The sequence below is a fragment of the Planococcus sp. CPCC 101016 genome (genome assembly GCF_007859295.1).
Taxonomy (GTDB): domain Bacteria; phylum Bacillota; class Bacilli; order Bacillales_A; family Planococcaceae; genus Planococcus.
Genome location: NZ_VOHB01000002.1, coordinates 2,300,788 through 2,319,412, shown reverse-complemented (window position 1 = coordinate 2,319,412; position 18,625 = coordinate 2,300,788). Strand labels below are relative to the sequence as shown.

Genomic DNA, 18,625 nt, shown 5'->3' with positions numbered 1-18,625 from the left:
GAACGGCATGGAAGAACGCATCATAGACAGTGAAATTTCAGAGTTCGACGAACGCTTTGAGCAATCGCTTCGCCCACAATTGTTGTCCCAATACATCGGACAGCAAAAAGTAAAACACAATTTGCAAATTTTCATCGAAGCCGCGAAAATGCGTCAGGAGAGTTTGGACCATGTGCTGTTGTACGGGCCTCCTGGACTCGGGAAAACGACATTGGCCGCCGTTATCGCCAATGAAATGGAAGTCAACGTCAAAATGACCAGTGGGCCGGCAATAGAACGTCCGGGAGATTTGGCGGCAATCGTATCGTCTTTAGAACCTGGAGATGTTTTATTCATTGATGAGATCCATCGCTTGAACCGTTCGATTGAAGAAGTGTTGTATCCGGCGATGGAGGATTTCTGTCTGGACATCGTGGTCGGCAAAGGGCCGACTGCGAGATCTGTCCGGCTTGATTTGCCGCCGTTCACGTTGATCGGTGCCACAACTCGTGCAGGAGCCTTATCTGCACCACTGCGCGACCGTTTTGGGGTCTTGTCACGCCTCGATTACTACGACACGGAAGCATTGACGGAAATCGTCGTCCGCAGCTCGAAACTGTTCGAAGCGGACATCGATCCGAACGCTGCAGTTGAAATTGCCCGCCGCTCCCGCGGGACCCCGCGTATCGCCAACCGTTTACTGAAACGTGTCCGCGATTATGCGCAGGTGCGCGGAACCGGCTCCATCACAATGGACATGGCGGAGCAGGCGCTGGAAATGCTGCAGGTCGATCCGCTCGGGTTGGACCATATTGACCATAAATTACTGACGGGCATGATCGAACGTTTCCGCGGCGGTCCTGTTGGTCTGGATACCATCGCTGCAAGCATCGGAGAAGAATCAACAACAATCGAAGATGTTTACGAACCGTATTTGCTGCAGATCGGTTTTATCCAGCGAACGCCAAGAGGCCGCACCGTCACACCGCTTGCCTATGAACACTTTAAAATGGAGATGCCTGAATGACTAAATTAACTACACCACCCACAACTTTAAATGTACAAGATTTTGATTTTGAATTGCCGGAGGAATTGATTGCCCAAACACCGCTGCTGGACCGTACGTCTAGCCGGCTATTGGTCATGAACAAATCCACTGGAGACACGGAACATCGTCATTTCCGCGATATCACCGATCATTTGCATAAAGGAGACACGCTTGTCCTCAACGACACGCGTGTTTTGCCTGCTCGTTTGATGGGCGTCAAGGAAGATACTGGCGCCAATATTGAAGTGCTGCTATTAAAGCAAATCGAAGACGACGTCTGGGAAACTTTGGTCAAACCGGCGAAGAAAGTCAAAGTCGGCACCATCGTTTCTTTTGGCGAAGGGTTGCTGCGTGCAGAATGCACGGGGATCCTGGATCATGGCGGACGTCATTTCAAAATGATTTACGACGGCATTTTCTACGAGATTTTGGACCAATTGGGTGAAATGCCTTTGCCGCCGTATATCCGTGAAAAACTGGAAGACCAGGACCGCTACCAGACCGTTTTCGCTAAAGAGCGGGGAAGCGCTGCAGCGCCGACTGCAGGTCTTCATTTCACTGATGAGCTATTGGAAGAGATCCGGGCAAAAGGCGTGAATATTGCTTTTATCACTTTGCATGTTGGTCTCGGAACATTCCGTCCGGTATCGGTCGATTCGATTGAAGATCATGAGATGCATGCGGAATTTTACCGCATCACGCAGGAAACCGCTGATTTGATCAATCAAACCAAAGAGCAGGGCGGTCGCATTATATCGGTTGGAACCACTTCGACACGCACCTTGGAATCCGTTGCTCAGAAATTTGATGGACAGCTGCAGGAAGACAGCGGCTGGACTGATATTTTCATTTTCCCGGGCTACGAATTCAAAGCCATCGACGGCCTAATCACCAATTTCCATTTGCCGAAATCGACGTTGGTCATGCTGGTCAGCGCATTATCGAATCGTGACCATATTTTAAACGCCTATCAACAAGCCGTTAATGAGCGCTACCGTTTCTTTAGTTTCGGAGACGCGATGTTCATTGAACCACAGAAAAAGGAGACTCACCAATGACAGCAGCAGTAACGTACGAACACATCAAGACCTGTAAACAGACGGGAGCGCGTCTCGGCATCGTCCACACGCCGCACGGTTCGTTTGAAACACCGGCATTTATGCCAGTAGGCACGCAGGCGACGGTCAAGACCATGTCGCCTGAAGAACTGAAGGCCATGAACGCCGGCATCATTCTCAGCAATACCTACCACTTATGGCTGCGTCCTGGCAACGACATCATCAAAGAAGCAGGCGGCCTGCATAAATTTATGAACTGGGACCGTCCGATCTTAACCGATTCCGGTGGATTCCAAGTGTTTTCATTGAGTGAATTCCGCAACATCAAAGAAGAAGGCGTCCACTTCCGCAACCATATGAACGGCGACAAGCTGTTCTTGAGCCCGGAAAAAGCGATGCAGATCCAGAACGACCTGGGCTCTGACATCATGATGGCGTTTGACGAATGCCCGCCGTTCCCGGCGACCCACGAATACATGAAATCGAGTGTTGAACGGACTTCCCGCTGGGCGGAACGCTGCCTGGAAGCTCACGAGCGCAAAGCAGACCAAGGCTTGTTCGGCATCATTCAAGGCGGCGAATTCGAAGATTTGCGGAAACAAAGTGCACAGGACCTTGTATCGCTCGACTTCCCGGGCTACGCAATCGGCGGCTTATCGGTCGGCGAACCGAAAGACGTCATGAACCGTGCGCTTGAGTTTACGACGCCATTGATGCCAGCCAACAAGCCGCGTTACTTGATGGGTGTCGGTTCACCCGATTCCTTGATTGACGGCGCGATCCGCGGCATCGATATGTTCGACTGTGTCTTGCCGACGCGGATTGCCCGCAACGGCACCTTAATGACAAGCACAGGCCGATTGAATATTAAAAACGCTGCATTCAAGCGTGATTTCGGTCCAATTGACGAAAAATGCGATTGCTACACATGCAAAAACTATTCGCGTGCCTATGTCCATCACTTGATCCGTGCAGATGAAACCTTCGGAATTAGACTTACTAGTTATCATAACCTGCAATTTCTGTTAAACTTAATGGAACAGGTGCGTCAAGCGATACGCGAAGACCGCCTGGGAGATTTCCGCGAAGAATTTTTTGAAGCTTACGGTTTCAATAAACCCAATGCTAAAAATTTCTGAGTTTGTACGAGAATAGAGAAAGTGAAAGGGGGAAAATGAATAATGGAAACTTTAATTGCGTTATCACCTTTACTATTAATGTTCTTGCTAATGTGGTTTTTCATCATCCGTCCTGCCCAGAAACGTCAGAAGGCAACGGCAAACATGCAATCTGAATTGAGACGCGGAGACCGTATCGTGACAATCGGCGGTTTGCACGGCCTTGTAGATGCAGTTGATGATGCAACCGTCTACGTCACTGTAGCTGATGGCACACGCTTGCAGTTCGAGCGTCAAGCAATCGCACGTGTTGTGGAATCTGCAAAATCAACAATCTAAAACAATGAAAAACGCCTTCGACTTTGAAGGCGTTTTTTTAATGATCATAATGTCCTTATTCTAAATTTTCCAGTTACAAGGTACAATGTATTTAGTACGTTGGAAAGGAGTACACGCATGGCGAGTTATCCAGATCAATATGAATTCGTTTTGCCGGCGCTTGAAAGCAAACGCAGTGAATTTCACCATTTTGAATACGATACGTTTACAGAAGAAGATTTGTGGGAATTCTGTGTCAGAAAAAAATGGCGAAAAAAAGATATAAGCACAATGCACCTCTATGAAATGATCAATGACATCATGGACATGACTGCTTCCGACTTCCTGGCCTACCACCAAGTCGAGGCATTAAAGAAGGCGCGCTGGAACGACGACAGCACACTCGAAAACATCGAGCATCTCTTGCGTCCATCCCCGAAAAAACCGATGTAAGTTAAACTAGAGAATCTTTTCTGCCTGACTAAGAAAATCAAGCTGAAGAAGTCGCTGCAGAGGGACCCTTTCCGCGGACGAAGCGCTGAGCCTCCTTGTTGCAAGACCTTGGAAGCAAGCAGCGCAACGTCCTGTCGCACCTGCTTTCTGACCCGCATCCTGCGGGCCAGAAAGCGGAGCTGGTATGCGGAATATCTACGCCAGAGCAGCGCTCGCTAAAACAGATAAATCAACAGATTGAGTTCAACTCATCAAGTCCGATTTGACAGTAATCAGCGGCTGTTTCATAATGATAGTGCTGTGTTTTACACACCCGAGGAGGAAGTTTACATATGAAAGCAAGAGGTCGCATCATTGCCTTTTTCTTACTGGTTATTGTACTGATAGGAATCATTGGCACGACGAGTTTACCCATCGCTAAAGACATTAAATTAGGCTTGGACCTTCAGGGCGGATTTGAAGTGCTCTACGAGGTGGAAACATTAGATGGCCAGGAAATTACGGAAAGTGTTTTGACGGATACGACAGACGCGTTGATGAACCGTATCAACGTGCTCGGCGTCAGTGAACCGGTCATCCAGATTGAAGGAGATAACCGCATCCGCGTGCAGTTGGCGGGGGTCGAGGATCAGTCTTCAGCGCGTGAACTGCTGTCGACGGAAGCGAATCTGACTTTCCGCGATGCGGAAGACAATTTGCTGCTTTCCGGAAATGATCTGAAGCAAGGCGGCGCTACTGGAACATTCGACCAGAACGGCAATCCGATTGTCACGCTGGAATTGAATGACCCAGGAAAATTCGCTGAAGTGACAGAAGAAGTTTCTCAGATGCCGGCACCGAATAACGTGCTGGTCATCTGGCTGGATTTTGAAGAAGGCGTAGATTCCTATGCGGAAGAACGCATGAAGGCGGATCCGAAATTCGTTTCAGCACCAAGCGTGCAGCAGCGGATTTCGTCGCCTTCTGTTGAAATCTCCGGATCGTTCACTGTAGAAGAAACACAAAATCTGGCAGGTATCCTGAATGCAGGTGCATTGCCGGTAAGTCTGGAAGAAATCTATTCGACTTCTGTCGGTGCCCAGTTCGGTGAACAGGCGCTTGACCAGACAATGGTGGCAGCGGCTGTCGGTATAGCGTTGGTTCTGTTGTTCATGCTGATTTATTACCGCTTGCCGGGAATGATCGCAGTCGTTACTTTATCAGCTTACGTTTATTTGATCCTTCTGGTATTTGAATGGATCGGCGGCGTTCTGACATTGCCTGGAATCGCGGCAATCATGCTTGGTGTGGGTATGGCAGTAGATGCCAATATCATCACATATGAGCGGATCCGTGAAGAGATGCGTGTCGGAAAATCCGTAAAAGATGCTTTCCGGGTAGGCGCACGTTCATCCTTCTCCGCAATCATCGATGCCAATATCACCACATTGCTGGCGGCTGTTGTGCTGTTTTATTACGGAACAAGCTCTGTAAAAGGATTTGCGACATTGCTGATTATTTCGATTCTGGTCAGCTTCCTGACAGCCGTTTGGGGATCTCGCCTGCTGCTTGGCCTATGGGTCAACAGCGGAGTACTGGACAATAAGTTCGGCCTCTTCGGTTTGAAAAAGGCGGATGTCCATGCAAAAGAAGAAGAGTTGGAAATCACCGATCTTACAACACGCTTCGACCGTTTTGATTTTGCGGGCAACCGCAATAAATTCTTTTTGGCTTCGATTGTCTTGATTGTTGCGGGGATGGCTGTTCTTGGAGTATTCCGCCTAAATCTCGGCATCGACTTCTCAAGTGGTACACGAGTTGAAATCACTTCGGAAGCGGCACTGACAAAAGAGGAAGTAGAGAATTTCCTGGATGGCGCTGGTTATGAAACAGACGACATCGTCATTTCGGGTGATGCTTCCAATATCGGCGTAGCCCGGTACAACGAGGAGTTTAGCCAGGAAGACATCAACAGTTTGAAAGAAGTGGCTGTGGAAGAGTTCGGTGCAGAGCCAAACGTCTCGACCGTGTCGCCGACAGTCGGTCAGGAATTGGCGAAAAATGCATTGTATGCCTTATCGATTGCTGCACTCGGAATCATCATTTATGTAGCCGTCCGCTTTGAATGGCGCATGGGTGTGGCTTCAGTGGTAGCCTTGATCCACGATGCGTTCTTCATCATTGCCGTATTCAGTTTGCTGCGGCTTGAGGTGGACATCACCTTTATCGCTGCGGTTCTGACGATCATCGGTTATTCGATCAATGACACCATCGTGACATTTGACCGGATTCGTGAAAACATGAAGCGCATGAAGAAAATCGATTCAGTGGAGCAGTTGGAAAAAGTGGTCAATGTATCGCTTCGCCAGACGCTTGGCCGTTCCGTCAATACGGTAATGACTGTGTTATTGGTGGTCATTGCGTTATTGATCTTCGGCGCACCATCGATCACTAATTTTTCCATCGCTTTACTGATCGGTTTAATCGCCGGTACTTATTCTTCCATCTTTATCGCTGCCCAACTGTGGCTGGTTCTGAAAAAAGGCGAACTGAAGAAAAAAGGGCCGATCGATATCGAGAAGAAAGAACAAGAATCTAAATGGGGTTCAGACGAGCCTGTCGTATAAGTTTAGAGTTGAAATGGAACAGGGTATAGTTACTATGACCTTGTTCCATTTTTTTTATTTTTGAGAGGAGAATCTTCTATGAAATTGCAATGGCTCATTCTAGTTGGACTTGTATTTGCAGTTATTATTGCGGTATTTGCCGTTGTTAACGTTGACGAAGTACCGGTCAACTATGTGTTCGGCGAAGCCGAATGGCCGTTGATCCTGGTCATTCTCGCTTCCGCATTACTCGGATTTTTGCTCAGCGGCGTATTGGCAATCATGCGCCAATACCAGATGCAGCGCAAAATAAAAGCTTTGCAGAAAGAAATGGCGGTTAAAGAAAACTTGATCGCGACACAGCAGAACGAAATCGGCGAGTACCAGAAAGCCGGAGTGGTGCCGGACGCGCAGATCGTCACCAGTGAAGAACGGACACAAGAGGAAATCTGAAAAAAATGAACCTTTCGGTGCAGTCGCCGAAAGGTTTTTGTCTGCGTTTTTTTACTGTATAATGAACCGGTGAGGAAGTGATACAGATGATTGAATCCAAAAAAAGATGGCGTTTGACGACGCCTGATGACAAGGCAGTACAAATCATACAAAACGAACTAAAAATTTCATCCGTATTGGCCAAGATTTTGGTGACACGCGGTTTGGATACGGCGGAAGCAGCCCGTGCATTTATGGAAATGGACCAGAGCGGCATACATAATCCCTACTTGATGAAGGATATGGATGTGGCGGTTGAACGCATTCGCGCTGCCATCGACAAGCAGGAAAAAATAGTGGTCTACGGTGATTACGATGCAGACGGAGTGACCAGCACCACCGTCATGATGACCGTATTGCAGGATTTAGGGGCCGATGTGTCCTTTATGATACCGAATCGCTTTAAGCATGGGTACGGGCCGAATACTGAATTGTTTCAGCAGGCATTCGATAACGGGACAAAATTGATTGTCACTGTGGATAACGGCATTTCGGGAATTGAACAAGTCGATTTCGCTAATGGCTTAGGGATGGACGTCATCATCAGCGACCACCACGACATCGGAGAAACCTTGCCGAATGCACTGGCGATTGTTCACCCGCGACATCCAGAAGGCAATTATCCGTTCGGAGAACTGGCAGGAGTCGGAGTGGCTTTCAAAATGGCGCATGCTTTATACGAAGAAATTCCGGATCACTTGATCGAGCTGACGGCGATCGGCACAGTTGCCGATTTGGTTCCGCTTCATGGTGAAAACCGGCTTTTTGTTAAAGAAGGACTAGCTGCGCTAGTGGACTCGCCAAGTCCGGCGATTGCCGCCTTATGTGAAGTTGCCGGCATCAAGCAGCAGGACATCACAGAAGAGACCATCGGCTTTATGTTTGGGCCGCGCATCAACGCGATCGGCCGTCTGCAGGATGCAGATCCTGCCGTCCAGATGTTCTTGACGGACGATCCGGCAGAAGCGCGTTCATTGGCTTCCGGTCTGGACGTTTTGAATAAAGAACGGCAGGCTATCGTTAAGCAGATTTCTGATGAGGCGATGCAGCAAGTGGAGCAGCGCTATCCGAACGGGTCTCCGCGCGTTATTGTCGTAGCCCAGGAAGGATGGAACCCGGGAGTTGTCGGAATTGTTGCATCAAAACTGACGGAAAAATTCTATCGGCCATCGATTGTGCTGTCGCTAAATCCGGAAAACGGAAAAGCGAAGGGCTCAGCCCGCAGCATCGAAGGCTTTCATTTATACAACGAACTGGCAAAAAACCGGGACATCCTGCCGCATTTCGGCGGACATCCGATGGCAGCCGGCATGACGCTCGAAGCGGCTGATGTGGATGAATTGCGCGAACGTCTCAATAAGCAGGCGGAAACAAGCTTGACGGAAGAAGACTTGCTGCCGGTCGTAGAAATCGACATCCCGCTCCGTTTGGATGAAATCGATATTACGGCCATTGAATCGATGCGGCAGCTTGCACCGTTCGGCATGGGCTTTGCCAAGCCGAAGTTCTACTTAGAAGGGGTTAAAGTGGCATCCATCCGCAAAATTGGAGCGGCGCAGAACCACTTGAAGATGGAACTGACGCAGCATGCTGCTTCGCTGGATGCTGTTGGTTTCGGCATCGGTCCAGTTGGAGATGAGCTGACGCCGGATGTTAAAATCGATGTCATTGGCGATCTGCAGATCAATGAATGGAATGGCCGGAAAAAACCGCAATTGATGGTGGAAGATGTCCGAACTGACCAATGGCAGTTATTTGATATTCGGGGCATTCGCCAAGTATCGCGCTGGTCGAAGCTGATTCCGCAGGAAAACCAAGTGTACTTAGCATTTAAAGAAGAGACGCCGGCTTTATTCCAGTCGTTCTTGCCCCAGCCAATTTGTACGGTGGCTCAATTGGATGCTTTAGCTGGCGACAAGGACCATTTAGTGCTGTTGGATCTGCCCGAGTCGGAAGAACAATTAGCAGCGGTGCTTTCTAAGTTTAAGCCGAAGCGGATCTATGCACATTTCCATGCCAAGGATTCTCAGTATTTCGAGCAAATTCCGACGCGTGAACAGTTTAAATGGCTATTCGCTTTCCTTAAGAAACGGGGATCTTTCGATTTCAATAAACATTGCGATGAACTTGCCAAACACAAAGGTTGGACACGTGAATCATTATTTTTCATGCTGCAGGTGTTTTTTGAACTCGGTTTTGTTACACTTAACAATGGTATTACCGAGATTGCACAATCGCCGAGCAAACAGGATTTGTCGGAAGCGCCGATCTACAAGAAGCGCGAGCAGCAGATTGCACTGGAGCAGAAGCTTTTGTACGCATCTTATAAAGATTTAAAAGAGTGGTTCGATGCGAAAGTGTCTGCCAAGGAGGAAGAAATATGGATTTGAAGAAGTACATTACTATTGTTGAAGATTGGCCAAAACCAGGAATCCGTTTTAAAGACATCACTTCATTGATGGACAACGGAACTGCTTATAAGTATGCAACAGATCAAATTGTTGAATACGCAAAAACAGTGAACGCCGAAATTATCGTAGGACCTGAAGCACGCGGATTCATTATCGGCTGCCCAGTTGCCTATGCACTTGAGCTTGGCTTTGCACCAGTCCGCAAAGAAGGCAAATTGCCGCGCGAAGTCATTCGTGCACAATACGGACTTGAATATGGATCGGATGTATTAACGATGCACAAAGATGCCATCAAACCGGGGCAGCGTGTCTTGATCACCGATGATTTGCTTGCTACAGGGGGCACAATCGGTGCTACCATCAATTTAGTGGAACAGCTTGGCGGCATCGTAGTCGGCTGCGCATTTTTGATCGAGTTGACTTATTTGGACGGCCGCAAAAATTTGGATGGCTATGATGTAACGACCTTAATGCAATATTGATAATGAATCTCTTCGCCTTTTTGTGCGGAGGGATTTTTTTCTTGTAACCAGGGTATGGAGACAGTAATGACCAAGAATGGGAGGTGACTGGATGTGAAGCTGGAAAAAGAGCACAACCCCCGATTAAATACTGCATGGATTGACCAATTGCTGGACGATCGCACTCCTCTTGAAAAAATCACCCGCGAGACGGAACAATTCTTCGCTGCCATCAAAAAAGATTTCGCCGTCAGTAAACACGCTCGGCGAAAAAGCACATTCACTGAAAAACTTTGGTCTTTATTCGCCGAAGAATTCAAACCGGAAGACGAACACGGCTTTGAAACCCAGGTTTCCGGATCGAAACTATATCCTGAATGGAAGGATCGGCTGGACGGTGAATACCGAAAGCTTGAGTCGACCATTAATGAGCGCGTCAATGTCAGAGATTTTGGAGCTGTTGGAGACGGGGAAACGGATTGCACAGAAGCTTTTAAGAAAGCCATCGGCAAAGGTGCTGTGGAAGTGAAGGTGCCTGCAGGTGTCTTTTTGGTCAACGGACTGCAGCTGCCATCTTGGACACGTCTTATTGGAGCAGGAAAAGGGCGGACCGTTTTAAAACTGCATCCGAAAGCGCCGCGGAAAGCCCGTCTTTTGACTAATAGCAACTACTTGTCGGGCAATCGCAATATTTCTGTCGAGCAGCTGACGTTGGACTGGCATGTCGAACGGCTGGGGGAAATCGAAAAAACCAGTGCGGGCGGCAATTATTCCAGCTGTCTGACCTATGCCCATGTTACCTATGGCTGGGTCAAAGATGTAGAAGCGCTCAATCCGGGGCTTCATTGCTTTGATATTACGTCACCTCTCTATAATTACGCGGGAGACGGACTACGGGGCAAAGGCGGGAGCCGGTTTGTCTGGCTTGATGGAGTCAGCGGTTCCGGTTTTGGGGATGACGGCTTGACGACCCATCACAGCGACTATATCTTCGTATCAAATTCACATTTCAGCGATCCGAGCGGCCGGGCACATAAGGCTGGGTTTTCCAATTCCAATGGCTTTGAAGTGGACGATGGCTCACGCCATGTCTGGCTGGTCAACAATTCAAGCACCCGCTGTTTCGGCGGAGTGGAAATCAAAGCCCATGCGACTTCCTCCGCGGCGGCCGGTGTCCATATTTCAGGACATCTGTCGGTACATGACAACCGGTCGTTCAACTTCCGTCATATTGGCCATCATCTAAAAGACGATCCCGAATCGCGATCGGCGTTCAATATACGCGCACAGCGGCTGGTTGCGCTCGAACCGATCGAAACGTCGCTCTATGAAGGATCGACGCCTCGTGCGTTAGTGGTATCAGGTTACCGTAATGTCGCCATCAACCGTTTTTTGTTCGTAGGCGATCCGAATTATGATTATAAAGGGCAGCCGGCTGCAGCGATTCAATACCGGGCTGCAAATGTTTCATTAACCAATGGGGTAATTCGAAATTTCACGACGGCCAGCGCAGACGTTTCCGTTGCAGGAGGCGAGCAAAACGCCCACAATATACGTGTAGAGAATCTTGTCAGTCTGGGTTCTGCTGAACAGGCGGTCATTGTCGGGAAAGGCAGCCGGCTGGTCCATTTGAAAGCGGTCAGAAAGCGGAGTGCCCATCTGCTTTGAAACAACTAACTAGGAGGCAATACAATGAGATTATCAGGAAAAAAAGTATTGAGTTTTGTTCATCATGAATTTGAAGATTTGGAATTGTGGTACCCAATTTTAAGGTTGCGTGAAGAAGGCGCTGAAGTGGAACTTGCAGGTGAAGAGGCAGGCGTCGATTACATCGGCAAATACGGTGTGCCGGCCAAATCGGATCTGTCGTATGGGGAGGCTCTAAACAACCAATACGATGCCATTTTGGTCCCGGGAGGCTGGGCACCGGATAAAATCAGGCGCTTTCCTGAAGTTCTGGAGCTTGTCTGCCAGATGGATGACCAGAAAAAACCGATCGGCCAAATTTGCCATGCTGGCTGGGTGCTTATTTCCGCCAATATTTTAAACGGCCGGAAAGTCACCAGTACGCCAGGCATAAAAGACGATATGGTCAACGCCGGCGCGGAGTGGCTGGATGAAGCGGTAGTGGTCGATGGACATCTGGTTTCAAGCCGTCGTCCGCCCGATCTGCCGGACTACCTGCGTGAATTTATTAAAGTGCTTGAGAACAGCTAACAAAGCTTTACATTTTGGCACTTTGTTTTTTATAATAGAAAGATATACTTTTGGAAAAATTTAAAGCAAGGTGGGCAATTATGGCGAAAGATCAAGTAAGAACAGCTGAAGATGTATTCGAGATGGTTGCGTCTTATATGAATGCCGATCATGTAAAAACGATTAAGAAGGCATATCAGGTTGCGTACGATGCCCACATGGGACAGTTCCGGAAATCCGGAGAACCATATATTGTGCATCCGGTTCAAGTGGCAGGAATCCTGGCAGAATTACAAATGGATCCAGCTACAGTGGCCGCAGGCTTTTTGCATGATGTGGTAGAGGATACGGAAGTCAGCCGTGAAGACATCGTCCGTGACTTCGATGAAGAAGTGGCGATGCTGGTCGACGGTGTCACCAAGTTGAGCAAAATCAAGTATTTGTCGAAAGAAGAGCAGCAGGCGGAAAATCACCGCAAAATGTTTGTGGCGATGGCACAGGACATCCGTGTCATTTTGATCAAACTGGCGGATCGTCTGCATAATCTTCGGACATTGAAATACCAGTCTGTTGAAAAGCAACGTATAAAAGCCAATGAGACATTAGAGATCTTTGCCCCGATTGCGCACCGGCTTGGAATCAATACCATCAAATGGGAACTTGAAGATACCGCGCTGCGCTATTTAAACCCGCAGCAGTATTACCGGATTGTCAATTTGATGAAAAAGAAACGGACCGAACGGGAAGATTATTTGAATAAGGTCATGGATGAGATCCGCATACAACTCGACGATGTCGACATTAAAGCGGATCTTTTCGGGCGCCCTAAGCATATTTACAGCATTTATAAAAAAATGGCTGTCCAAAACAAGCAATTTAATGAAATCTATGATTTATTGGCTGTCCGCATTACTGTAGAAAGCATCAAAGACTGCTATGCAGTACTCGGTATTATCCATTCCACATGGAAGCCGATGCCTGGACGTTTCAAAGATTACATCGCCATGCCGAAACAGAACCTTTATCAATCACTTCACACGACGGTGATCGGCCCTCAAGGCGACCCGCTGGAAGTGCAGATTCGTACAGAAGAAATGCACCGCATTGCTGAATACGGAGTAGCGGCGCATTGGGCTTATAAAGAAGGCAAAACTATCGATAAACCGAAAAGCTCTGTTGATTCACGCTTATCGTGGTTCCGTGAAATCCTGGATTTCCAGAACGAATCCGATAACGCTGAAGAATTCATGGAGTCGCTGAAATACGATTTGTTTTCGGATATGGTCTATGTCTTTTCACCAAAAGGCGATGTTATCGAAATGCCGGCAGGTTCCTGCCCAATTGATTTCGCGTACCGGGTCCATTCAGAGATCGGCAATAAAACCATCGGCGCCAAAATCAATGGCAAGATGGCACCGCTTGACACAGAACTTCACACGGGAGATATCGTGGAAATTCTGACTTCCAAGCAGTCGTTCGGCCCGAGTCGTGACTGGCTGAAAATTGCCAAATCGACTCAAACAAAAAATAAAATCAAGCAATTCTTCAAAAAGCAATTGCGCGAAGACAATGTTCAAAAAGGCCGCGATATGATTGAAAAAGAAATCAAGGCGCAGGAATTCCCCGTCAAAGAAGTGCTGACGAACGAAAACATTAAACGCGTATGTGAGAAATTCAATTTTGCGGGCGAAGAAGACATGTATGCAGCTGTCGGATTTACTGGCATCACGGCCCAGCAAGTCGTCAACCGTCTGGCTGAAAAAATGCGCAAAAAGCGCGAGCAGGAAGAAGCGCTTGAAAAAATTACGGTCGAAATGAAGTCCAATGTACCGAAAAAGCAGACCGAGTCTGGTGTCATCGTCAGAGGAATCGACAATATGATGATCCGCCTGTCAAAATGCTGCAATCCGGTTCCAGGTGACGACATTATCGGGTTTATTACCAAAGGCCGCGGCGTTTCAGTCCACCGTACCGATTGCCCAAATATTCATTCCGAGGCAAATGACCGGCTGATTCCGGTTGAGTGGGAAAATGAAGGCTCGCCTGACAATAAATCGTACCAGATCGACATCGAAGTGCAGGCATACGACCGCACCGGGTTGATCAATGAAGTCATGCACATGGTCAGCGAAACGAAGACTACGATTACTGCAGTGAGCGGCCGAGCAGATAAAGATAAAATTGCGACGATCAACCTGTCGATCATGATTCCGCATATTTCACATCTGAACCGTGTCGTCGAACGAATCAAATCGATTCCCGATGTCTATTCTGTTCAGCGTGTGATGAATTAAGGAGGCCGCATGAGAGTAGTTTTGCAACGATCCAAAAGAGCATCAGTGACAGTCGACGGAGACATAACTGGAGCCATCAGCTCCGGTTATGTGCTGCTCGTCGGCATCACCCATGAAGATACAGAAAAGGATGCCGATTATCTGGCCGGCAAAATTGCGCAGCTTCGCCTGTTTGAAGACGAAGAAGGCAAGATGAACCGGTCGATTCTCGACAACGGCGGCGAGATTCTTTCCATCTCTCAGTTCACGCTATATGGCGATGTTAAAAAAGGACGCCGTCCAAGTTTTATTTCAGCGGCCCGTCCGGAAACGGCTGAACCGCTTTGGCAGGCTTTTAACGATGCGCTGCGCAGTCACGGACTGATTGTCGAAACGGGCATCTTCGGCGCCATGATGGACGTCCAGTTAATCAATGACGGCCCTGTGACGATTTTAGTGGAGTCGAAATAACGAAATGGTGGAGAAGTACAGGCGAATTTGCCTGTGCTTCTTTTTTTTTGACTTCCTAAATTCGAAGAAATTGCTCCAGGCGGACGCTTTCTTATCATTAGTCAAGCCTCTTTCTCCTCGATATTCCGAGAGAACAGAATAAGCAAGGAGCTCAAAGGGCTGCTTTCCTTTCCGGCGCTCGCTTTCCGCGGGTTCGCGCCCAAGCTTCCTCAGTCGTTGCGCTCCTTGCGGGGTCTCGGTCGTCTCACTATTCCGCTGGAGTCGAGGCCCTGCACTTCAAGCAGCCGGTGAAAGGAGAATCAAGGTTTGGTGGGTGTGAATAGACGCCGGTGGCTTCGAACACGATTGCCGGCAATCGGCCAGCCTGTTCACCCAAAGCACCAATGCGCTCGTTTAACGTGCAGAAACCGGCTTGACAGGTAGGGAGTCAAAAAGAAATATGCACGAACCGCATTTTCCGCACAAAAAAGCACGGAGAAAAGTTCTCCGTGCTTTGTCTTATTCGCTAAGTTGTGCATCAAAATAATTAATTAAGCCGTTATAGAGGCCGAGTGCCGCTTGTTCACGGAACTGATTAGTCGTCAGGACGCGTTCTTCGTTAAAGTTGCTGAGGAAGCCTAGTTCGACGAGAATGGCCGGCTGCCGGTTTTCACGCAGCACGAGGTAATTGCCATGCTGAACACCGCGGTCATGGAGCGTCAATTTATCGCTAAGACCTGAGTTGAGGTATTCAGCCAGCTCTTTTTGGTAATCGTGCTGGTAATAGGAAGTGAATCCGGACACTGTGCTGTCATCAGTGGAATCATAATGGATGCTGATAAAAGCGTCAGCTCCGGCTTGATGGCTGCTCGCAACACGTTTGCGAAGGTCCACATACGTGTCGGATTGACGGGTCATGACAACTTCAGCTCCAGCTGCGTTCAAATGATGAGACAGGATTTCAGCCGTCTTCAATGTCAGGTCTTTTTCTTCTGTTTTGCGGACTCCGACTGTACCGCCGTCATTTCCGCCATGCCCAGGATCGAGGACAATTGTAACGCCATTCAATGTTCCTTTTTTGCGTTGTTCAGGCACTTCGGGTTGTTCGTCTTCTACAATCGTTTCTTCTGATGATACGACCCATTCGGCGACGAAGGCAGCTTTGCCGTCAGGCAATGAAACTTGATACCATTCGCCTTGTTTGCCGATCACTGCGAGTTGAGTGCCTGCATCTGCGCGGCTGGCAACTTCAGAAGCAGTAGTGGCTTCGGTCCGCAGATTCGTTCCATTGGTCAGGATGGTGATGGATTCTTCTTCATTGCTTGCGACCGTTTCGACCGCTTTGTCGGATAATTGGCCGTGGAACGCATATACCCAACCGTTTTTATCTTCAGCCAATTTGATTTCTACCCAATTGCCTGCCATAGAAACGACTGGAAATACCTGGCCTTTGCTGACTGTCTGTTGGATTTTTGAGCTCAGATCCGGTTTTGAGCGGACATTCAATGCACTGACGGCAATTTCAAAAGAGGATACTTTGGAGATTGCGTCTTTTTTCTGCTCAGGTTCAGCCTTGTCATCTGTTTGCTTTGGTGTTGACGTTTTATCTGTCAGGCTTATGTATTGCGTTGAGACGAACCCGCGCGTGTTGCGGAAATCGATTTCCACCCACTCACCTGTTGTGCTGATGACGTTCGCTTCATCGCCAGCTTTCATTTTCGTGAGCACTGCGGCCGAAAGATCGGCCTGTGCGCGGACATTCAAGCCGTTGACTGAGGAGATTGCGGTTTGTCCGGAAGCTTGTTGTTCTTCACCTGAGTTGGTTGTGAGCCATGAAGCAATCCAGCCTTCTTGGCCATCAACGCGGATTTCAAGCCAGTCGCCTTGTTTTGAAATGACGGAAGCGGTCTGTCCCTGTTCCAAGTCGCCGGTTACACTATAGGACAAGCCTGGCCCGGAACGGACATTGACCGTTGTACCGGAAATCTCAACGGTGCCGCTGTCAGCTGATACATGATCTTTATCCAGCAGCGGAATGCTGCCGGCTATAAATAAAAAGAATAAAATAAGTACAATAAACCCCTTGCGCTTCATGCCATTCCCCCTAAAACAATTTCTATTCCATAGTATCAAAAAACAAGCGCCTTGTGTAAAAAGGTTGACAAGCTATGTGGGAGTTATTAAGATTGATTTATTATCCTTATATATTTGCTGACGACAAAGAAAGTAATTGCATGATTTGGCTGAAAAGAGAGGGAAAGTCTCGGGCTGTAAACTTTCCTGCAGACAACTGCGACGAAAAACACTTTCGAGGCTTTTTTCTGAAAAGCGCATGCCGCTTACTAGGAAAAAACGGAACCGGCCGTTACCCGGAATGAGAGGATGCATCTTTTTGCATCAACTAGGGTGGAACCGCGGAAGCTTATACAGGCTCTCGTCCCTTGCGTAAAGCAAGGGGCGGGGGCTTTTTTGTATGGAAAAAACAGAGGAGTGAACCGACCGATGAACATTCAAGCACCACGCGGCACTTATGATGTGTTGCCTGATCAATCCGCTAAATGGCAGGAAGTTGAACAAAAAATCAATGATTTGTGCAGACTTTATCAATACAAAGAAATCCGCACACCGATTTTCGAACACACAGAATTATTTCTTCGCAGCGTCGGCGATACGACGGATATCGTCCAGAAGGAAATGTATACCTTCCAGGATCGCGGCGATCGTTCTCTGACTTTGCGTCCGGAAGGCACAGCATCTGTCGTTCGTTCGTATGTGGAAAATAAATTGTTCGGCGTACCGGATCAGCCGGTAAAATTATTCTACACCGGCCCGATGTTCCGCTATGAACGTCCGCAGGCAGGCCGCATGCGCCAATTTGTTCAGTTCGGCGTCGAAGCGATCGGCTCCAAAGATCCAGCGATTGACGCGGAAGTGATTTCGTTGGCGATGGACCTTTACCGTTCTGTCGGCCTTAAGCAATTGCGTTTAGTCATCAACTCGTTGGGTGACACAGAAAGCCGCGTGGCGCACAAAGAAGCATTGATCAAACATTTCGAACCAAGCATCAATGAATTCTGCAGCGACTGCCAGACACGCCTCGAGAAAAACCCGTTGCGTATTCTGGATTGTAAAGTGGACCGCAACCATCCTTTGATGGCGACCGCACCGTCTCTAGCTGATTTTTTGAACGAAGAATCACAGGCTTATTTCAATGAAGTCCAATCATACCTTTCCAGCATGGACATCGACTTTGTCGTCGATCCGAATCTGGTCCGCGGCCTTGATTACTATAACCACACAGCATTTGAAATCATGAGTGAAGCTGAAGGCTTTGGTGCGATTACGACTTTGGCTGGTGGGGGACGCTATAACGGCCTTGTAGAAGATCTTGGTGGACCGGAATCTCCAGGCATAGGATTTGCGATGAGCATCGAGCGGCTATTGTTGGCGCTGGAAATGGAAAAAGTGGAAATCGGCCAATCAAATAATTTGGAAGTCTACGTCGTCGCAATGGACGAAACCACAAAGAAAAAAGCATTTTCAGTTGTCCGTGATCTGCGCTTGAACGGCATTTCAGCAGATATGGATTTTGCCGGGCGCAAAGTGAAAGCACAGATGAAATCCGCTGACCGCAAAGGTGCAGGATTTGTCCTCGTCATCGGGGAAACCGAACTGGAAAGCGGAAAAGTGGCATTGAAGGAAATGGCGACGGGTGAGCAGCAGGAAATGGCATTCGAAGAAATCGCCCAAACCATATTGAAAAAGAAATCACTGGAGGAATAA

General features: G+C 48.3%; 15 protein-coding genes and 1 other annotated feature. Of the genes, 14 read left to right on the top strand and 1 reads right to left on the bottom strand.

The genetic code is table 11. The annotated features are described in order from the left end of the window. Positions 1–7 precede the first annotated feature (7 nt). From ruvB to dtd, 13 genes are all read left to right on the top strand, one after another. A complete protein-coding gene (gene ruvB, locus FQV26_RS11040) occupies positions 8–1,006 on the top strand; it encodes a Holliday junction branch migration DNA helicase RuvB (protein ID WP_146557525.1) in 999 nt (332 codons plus the stop codon). Next, entirely contained in the window at positions 1,003–2,085 is a 1,083-nt protein-coding gene (queA, locus tag FQV26_RS11035) for a tRNA preQ1(34) S-adenosylmethionine ribosyltransferase-isomerase QueA (protein ID WP_146557524.1), read from the top strand. Before ruvB ends, queA begins: the two co-directional genes overlap by 4 nt. Continuing rightward, positions 2,082–3,224 carry a tRNA guanosine(34) transglycosylase Tgt gene (gene tgt / locus FQV26_RS11030; RefSeq protein WP_146557523.1) on the top strand — a complete coding sequence of 381 codons (1,143 nt, stop codon included), beginning with the start codon at positions 2,082–2,084 and terminating at the stop codon, positions 3,222–3,224. Before queA ends, tgt begins: the two co-directional genes overlap by 4 nt. 42 nt (positions 3,225–3,266) lie before the next feature. Next, entirely contained in the window at positions 3,267–3,542 is a 276-nt protein-coding gene (gene yajC / locus FQV26_RS11025; protein WP_146557522.1) for a preprotein translocase subunit YajC, read from the top strand. A 117-nt stretch (positions 3,543–3,659) separates the two neighbouring features. Continuing rightward, a complete protein-coding gene (locus tag FQV26_RS11020) occupies positions 3,660–3,974 on the top strand; it encodes a post-transcriptional regulator (protein ID WP_146557521.1) in 315 nt (104 codons plus the stop codon). A gap of 332 nt (positions 3,975–4,306) precedes the next feature. Then, a complete protein-coding gene (secDF, locus tag FQV26_RS11015) occupies positions 4,307–6,580 on the top strand; it encodes a protein translocase subunit SecDF (RefSeq protein ID WP_146557520.1) in 2,274 nt (757 codons plus the stop codon). A 78-nt stretch (positions 6,581–6,658) separates the two neighbouring features. Beyond that, positions 6,659–7,012 carry a LapA family protein gene (locus FQV26_RS11010; protein WP_146557519.1) on the top strand — a complete coding sequence of 118 codons (354 nt, stop codon included), beginning with the start codon at positions 6,659–6,661 and terminating at the stop codon, positions 7,010–7,012. 86 nt (positions 7,013–7,098) lie between these two features. Then, positions 7,099–9,441, top strand: a complete 2,343-nt coding sequence (gene recJ / locus FQV26_RS11005; RefSeq protein WP_146557518.1) for a single-stranded-DNA-specific exonuclease RecJ — start codon at positions 7,099–7,101, stop codon at positions 9,439–9,441. Continuing rightward, on the top strand, positions 9,432–9,944 hold the full coding sequence (locus FQV26_RS11000; protein ID WP_146557517.1) for an adenine phosphoribosyltransferase: 513 nt from the start codon (positions 9,432–9,434) through the stop codon (positions 9,942–9,944). The genes recJ and FQV26_RS11000 overlap by 10 nt, the downstream gene beginning before the upstream one ends. Positions 9,945–10,037: 93 nt before the next feature. After that, positions 10,038–11,591 (top strand): glycosyl hydrolase family 28-related protein, encoded by a 1,554-nt coding sequence (locus tag FQV26_RS10995; protein WP_146557516.1) that lies wholly within the window; start codon positions 10,038–10,040, stop codon positions 11,589–11,591. A gap of 24 nt (positions 11,592–11,615) precedes the next feature. Then, complete coding sequence (locus tag FQV26_RS10990) at positions 11,616–12,140, top strand: type 1 glutamine amidotransferase domain-containing protein (protein WP_146557515.1); 525 nt, start codon at positions 11,616–11,618, stop codon at positions 12,138–12,140. Positions 12,141–12,220: 80 nt separating this feature from the next. Then, a complete protein-coding gene (locus tag FQV26_RS10985) occupies positions 12,221–14,413 on the top strand; it encodes a RelA/SpoT family protein (RefSeq protein ID WP_146557514.1) in 2,193 nt (730 codons plus the stop codon). Positions 14,414–14,422: 9 nt separating this feature from the next. Then, entirely contained in the window at positions 14,423–14,863 is a 441-nt protein-coding gene (gene dtd, locus FQV26_RS10980; RefSeq protein ID WP_146557513.1) for a D-aminoacyl-tRNA deacylase, read from the top strand. Between the two features lie 498 nt (positions 14,864–15,361). Here dtd and FQV26_RS10975 read toward each other — a convergent pair whose 3' ends face one another. After that, positions 15,362–16,936, bottom strand: coding sequence for an N-acetylmuramoyl-L-alanine amidase family protein (locus FQV26_RS10975; protein ID WP_146557512.1), 1,575 nt, complete (start codon positions 16,934–16,936; stop codon positions 15,362–15,364). Between the two features lie 111 nt (positions 16,937–17,047). Further along, positions 17,048–17,287: a binding site (T-box leader), on the top strand. A gap of 57 nt (positions 17,288–17,344) precedes the next feature. Here FQV26_RS10975 and hisS point away from each other — a divergent pair. Continuing rightward, positions 17,345–18,625 carry a histidine--tRNA ligase gene (hisS, locus tag FQV26_RS10970; protein WP_146557511.1) on the top strand — a complete coding sequence of 427 codons (1,281 nt, stop codon included), beginning with the start codon at positions 17,345–17,347 and terminating at the stop codon, positions 18,623–18,625.

Excerpts from the sequence above, each read along its gene's own strand:
- ruvB (WP_146557525.1), top strand. The coding sequence starts at position 8 with ATGGAAGAACGCATCATAGACAGTGAAATTTCAGAGTTCGACGAACGC.
- queA (WP_146557524.1), top strand. The coding sequence starts at position 1,003 with ATGACTAAATTAACTACACCACCCACAACTTTAAATGTACAAGATTTT.
- tgt (WP_146557523.1), top strand. The coding sequence starts at position 2,082 with ATGACAGCAGCAGTAACGTACGAACACATCAAGACCTGTAAACAGACG.
- yajC (WP_146557522.1), top strand. The coding sequence starts at position 3,267 with ATGGAAACTTTAATTGCGTTATCACCTTTACTATTAATGTTCTTGCTA.
- FQV26_RS11020 (WP_146557521.1), top strand. The coding sequence starts at position 3,660 with ATGGCGAGTTATCCAGATCAATATGAATTCGTTTTGCCGGCGCTTGAA.
- secDF (WP_146557520.1), top strand. The coding sequence starts at position 4,307 with ATGAAAGCAAGAGGTCGCATCATTGCCTTTTTCTTACTGGTTATTGTA.
- FQV26_RS11010 (WP_146557519.1), top strand. The coding sequence starts at position 6,659 with ATGAAATTGCAATGGCTCATTCTAGTTGGACTTGTATTTGCAGTTATT.
- recJ (WP_146557518.1), top strand. The coding sequence starts at position 7,099 with ATGATTGAATCCAAAAAAAGATGGCGTTTGACGACGCCTGATGACAAG.
- FQV26_RS11000 (WP_146557517.1), top strand. The coding sequence starts at position 9,432 with ATGGATTTGAAGAAGTACATTACTATTGTTGAAGATTGGCCAAAACCA.
- FQV26_RS10990 (WP_146557515.1), top strand. The coding sequence starts at position 11,616 with ATGAGATTATCAGGAAAAAAAGTATTGAGTTTTGTTCATCATGAATTT.
- FQV26_RS10985 (WP_146557514.1), top strand. The coding sequence starts at position 12,221 with ATGGCGAAAGATCAAGTAAGAACAGCTGAAGATGTATTCGAGATGGTT.
- dtd (WP_146557513.1), top strand. The coding sequence starts at position 14,423 with ATGAGAGTAGTTTTGCAACGATCCAAAAGAGCATCAGTGACAGTCGAC.
- FQV26_RS10975 (WP_146557512.1), bottom strand. The coding sequence starts at position 16,936 with ATGAAGCGCAAGGGGTTTATTGTACTTATTTTATTCTTTTTATTTATA.
- hisS (WP_146557511.1), top strand. The coding sequence starts at position 17,345 with ATGAACATTCAAGCACCACGCGGCACTTATGATGTGTTGCCTGATCAA.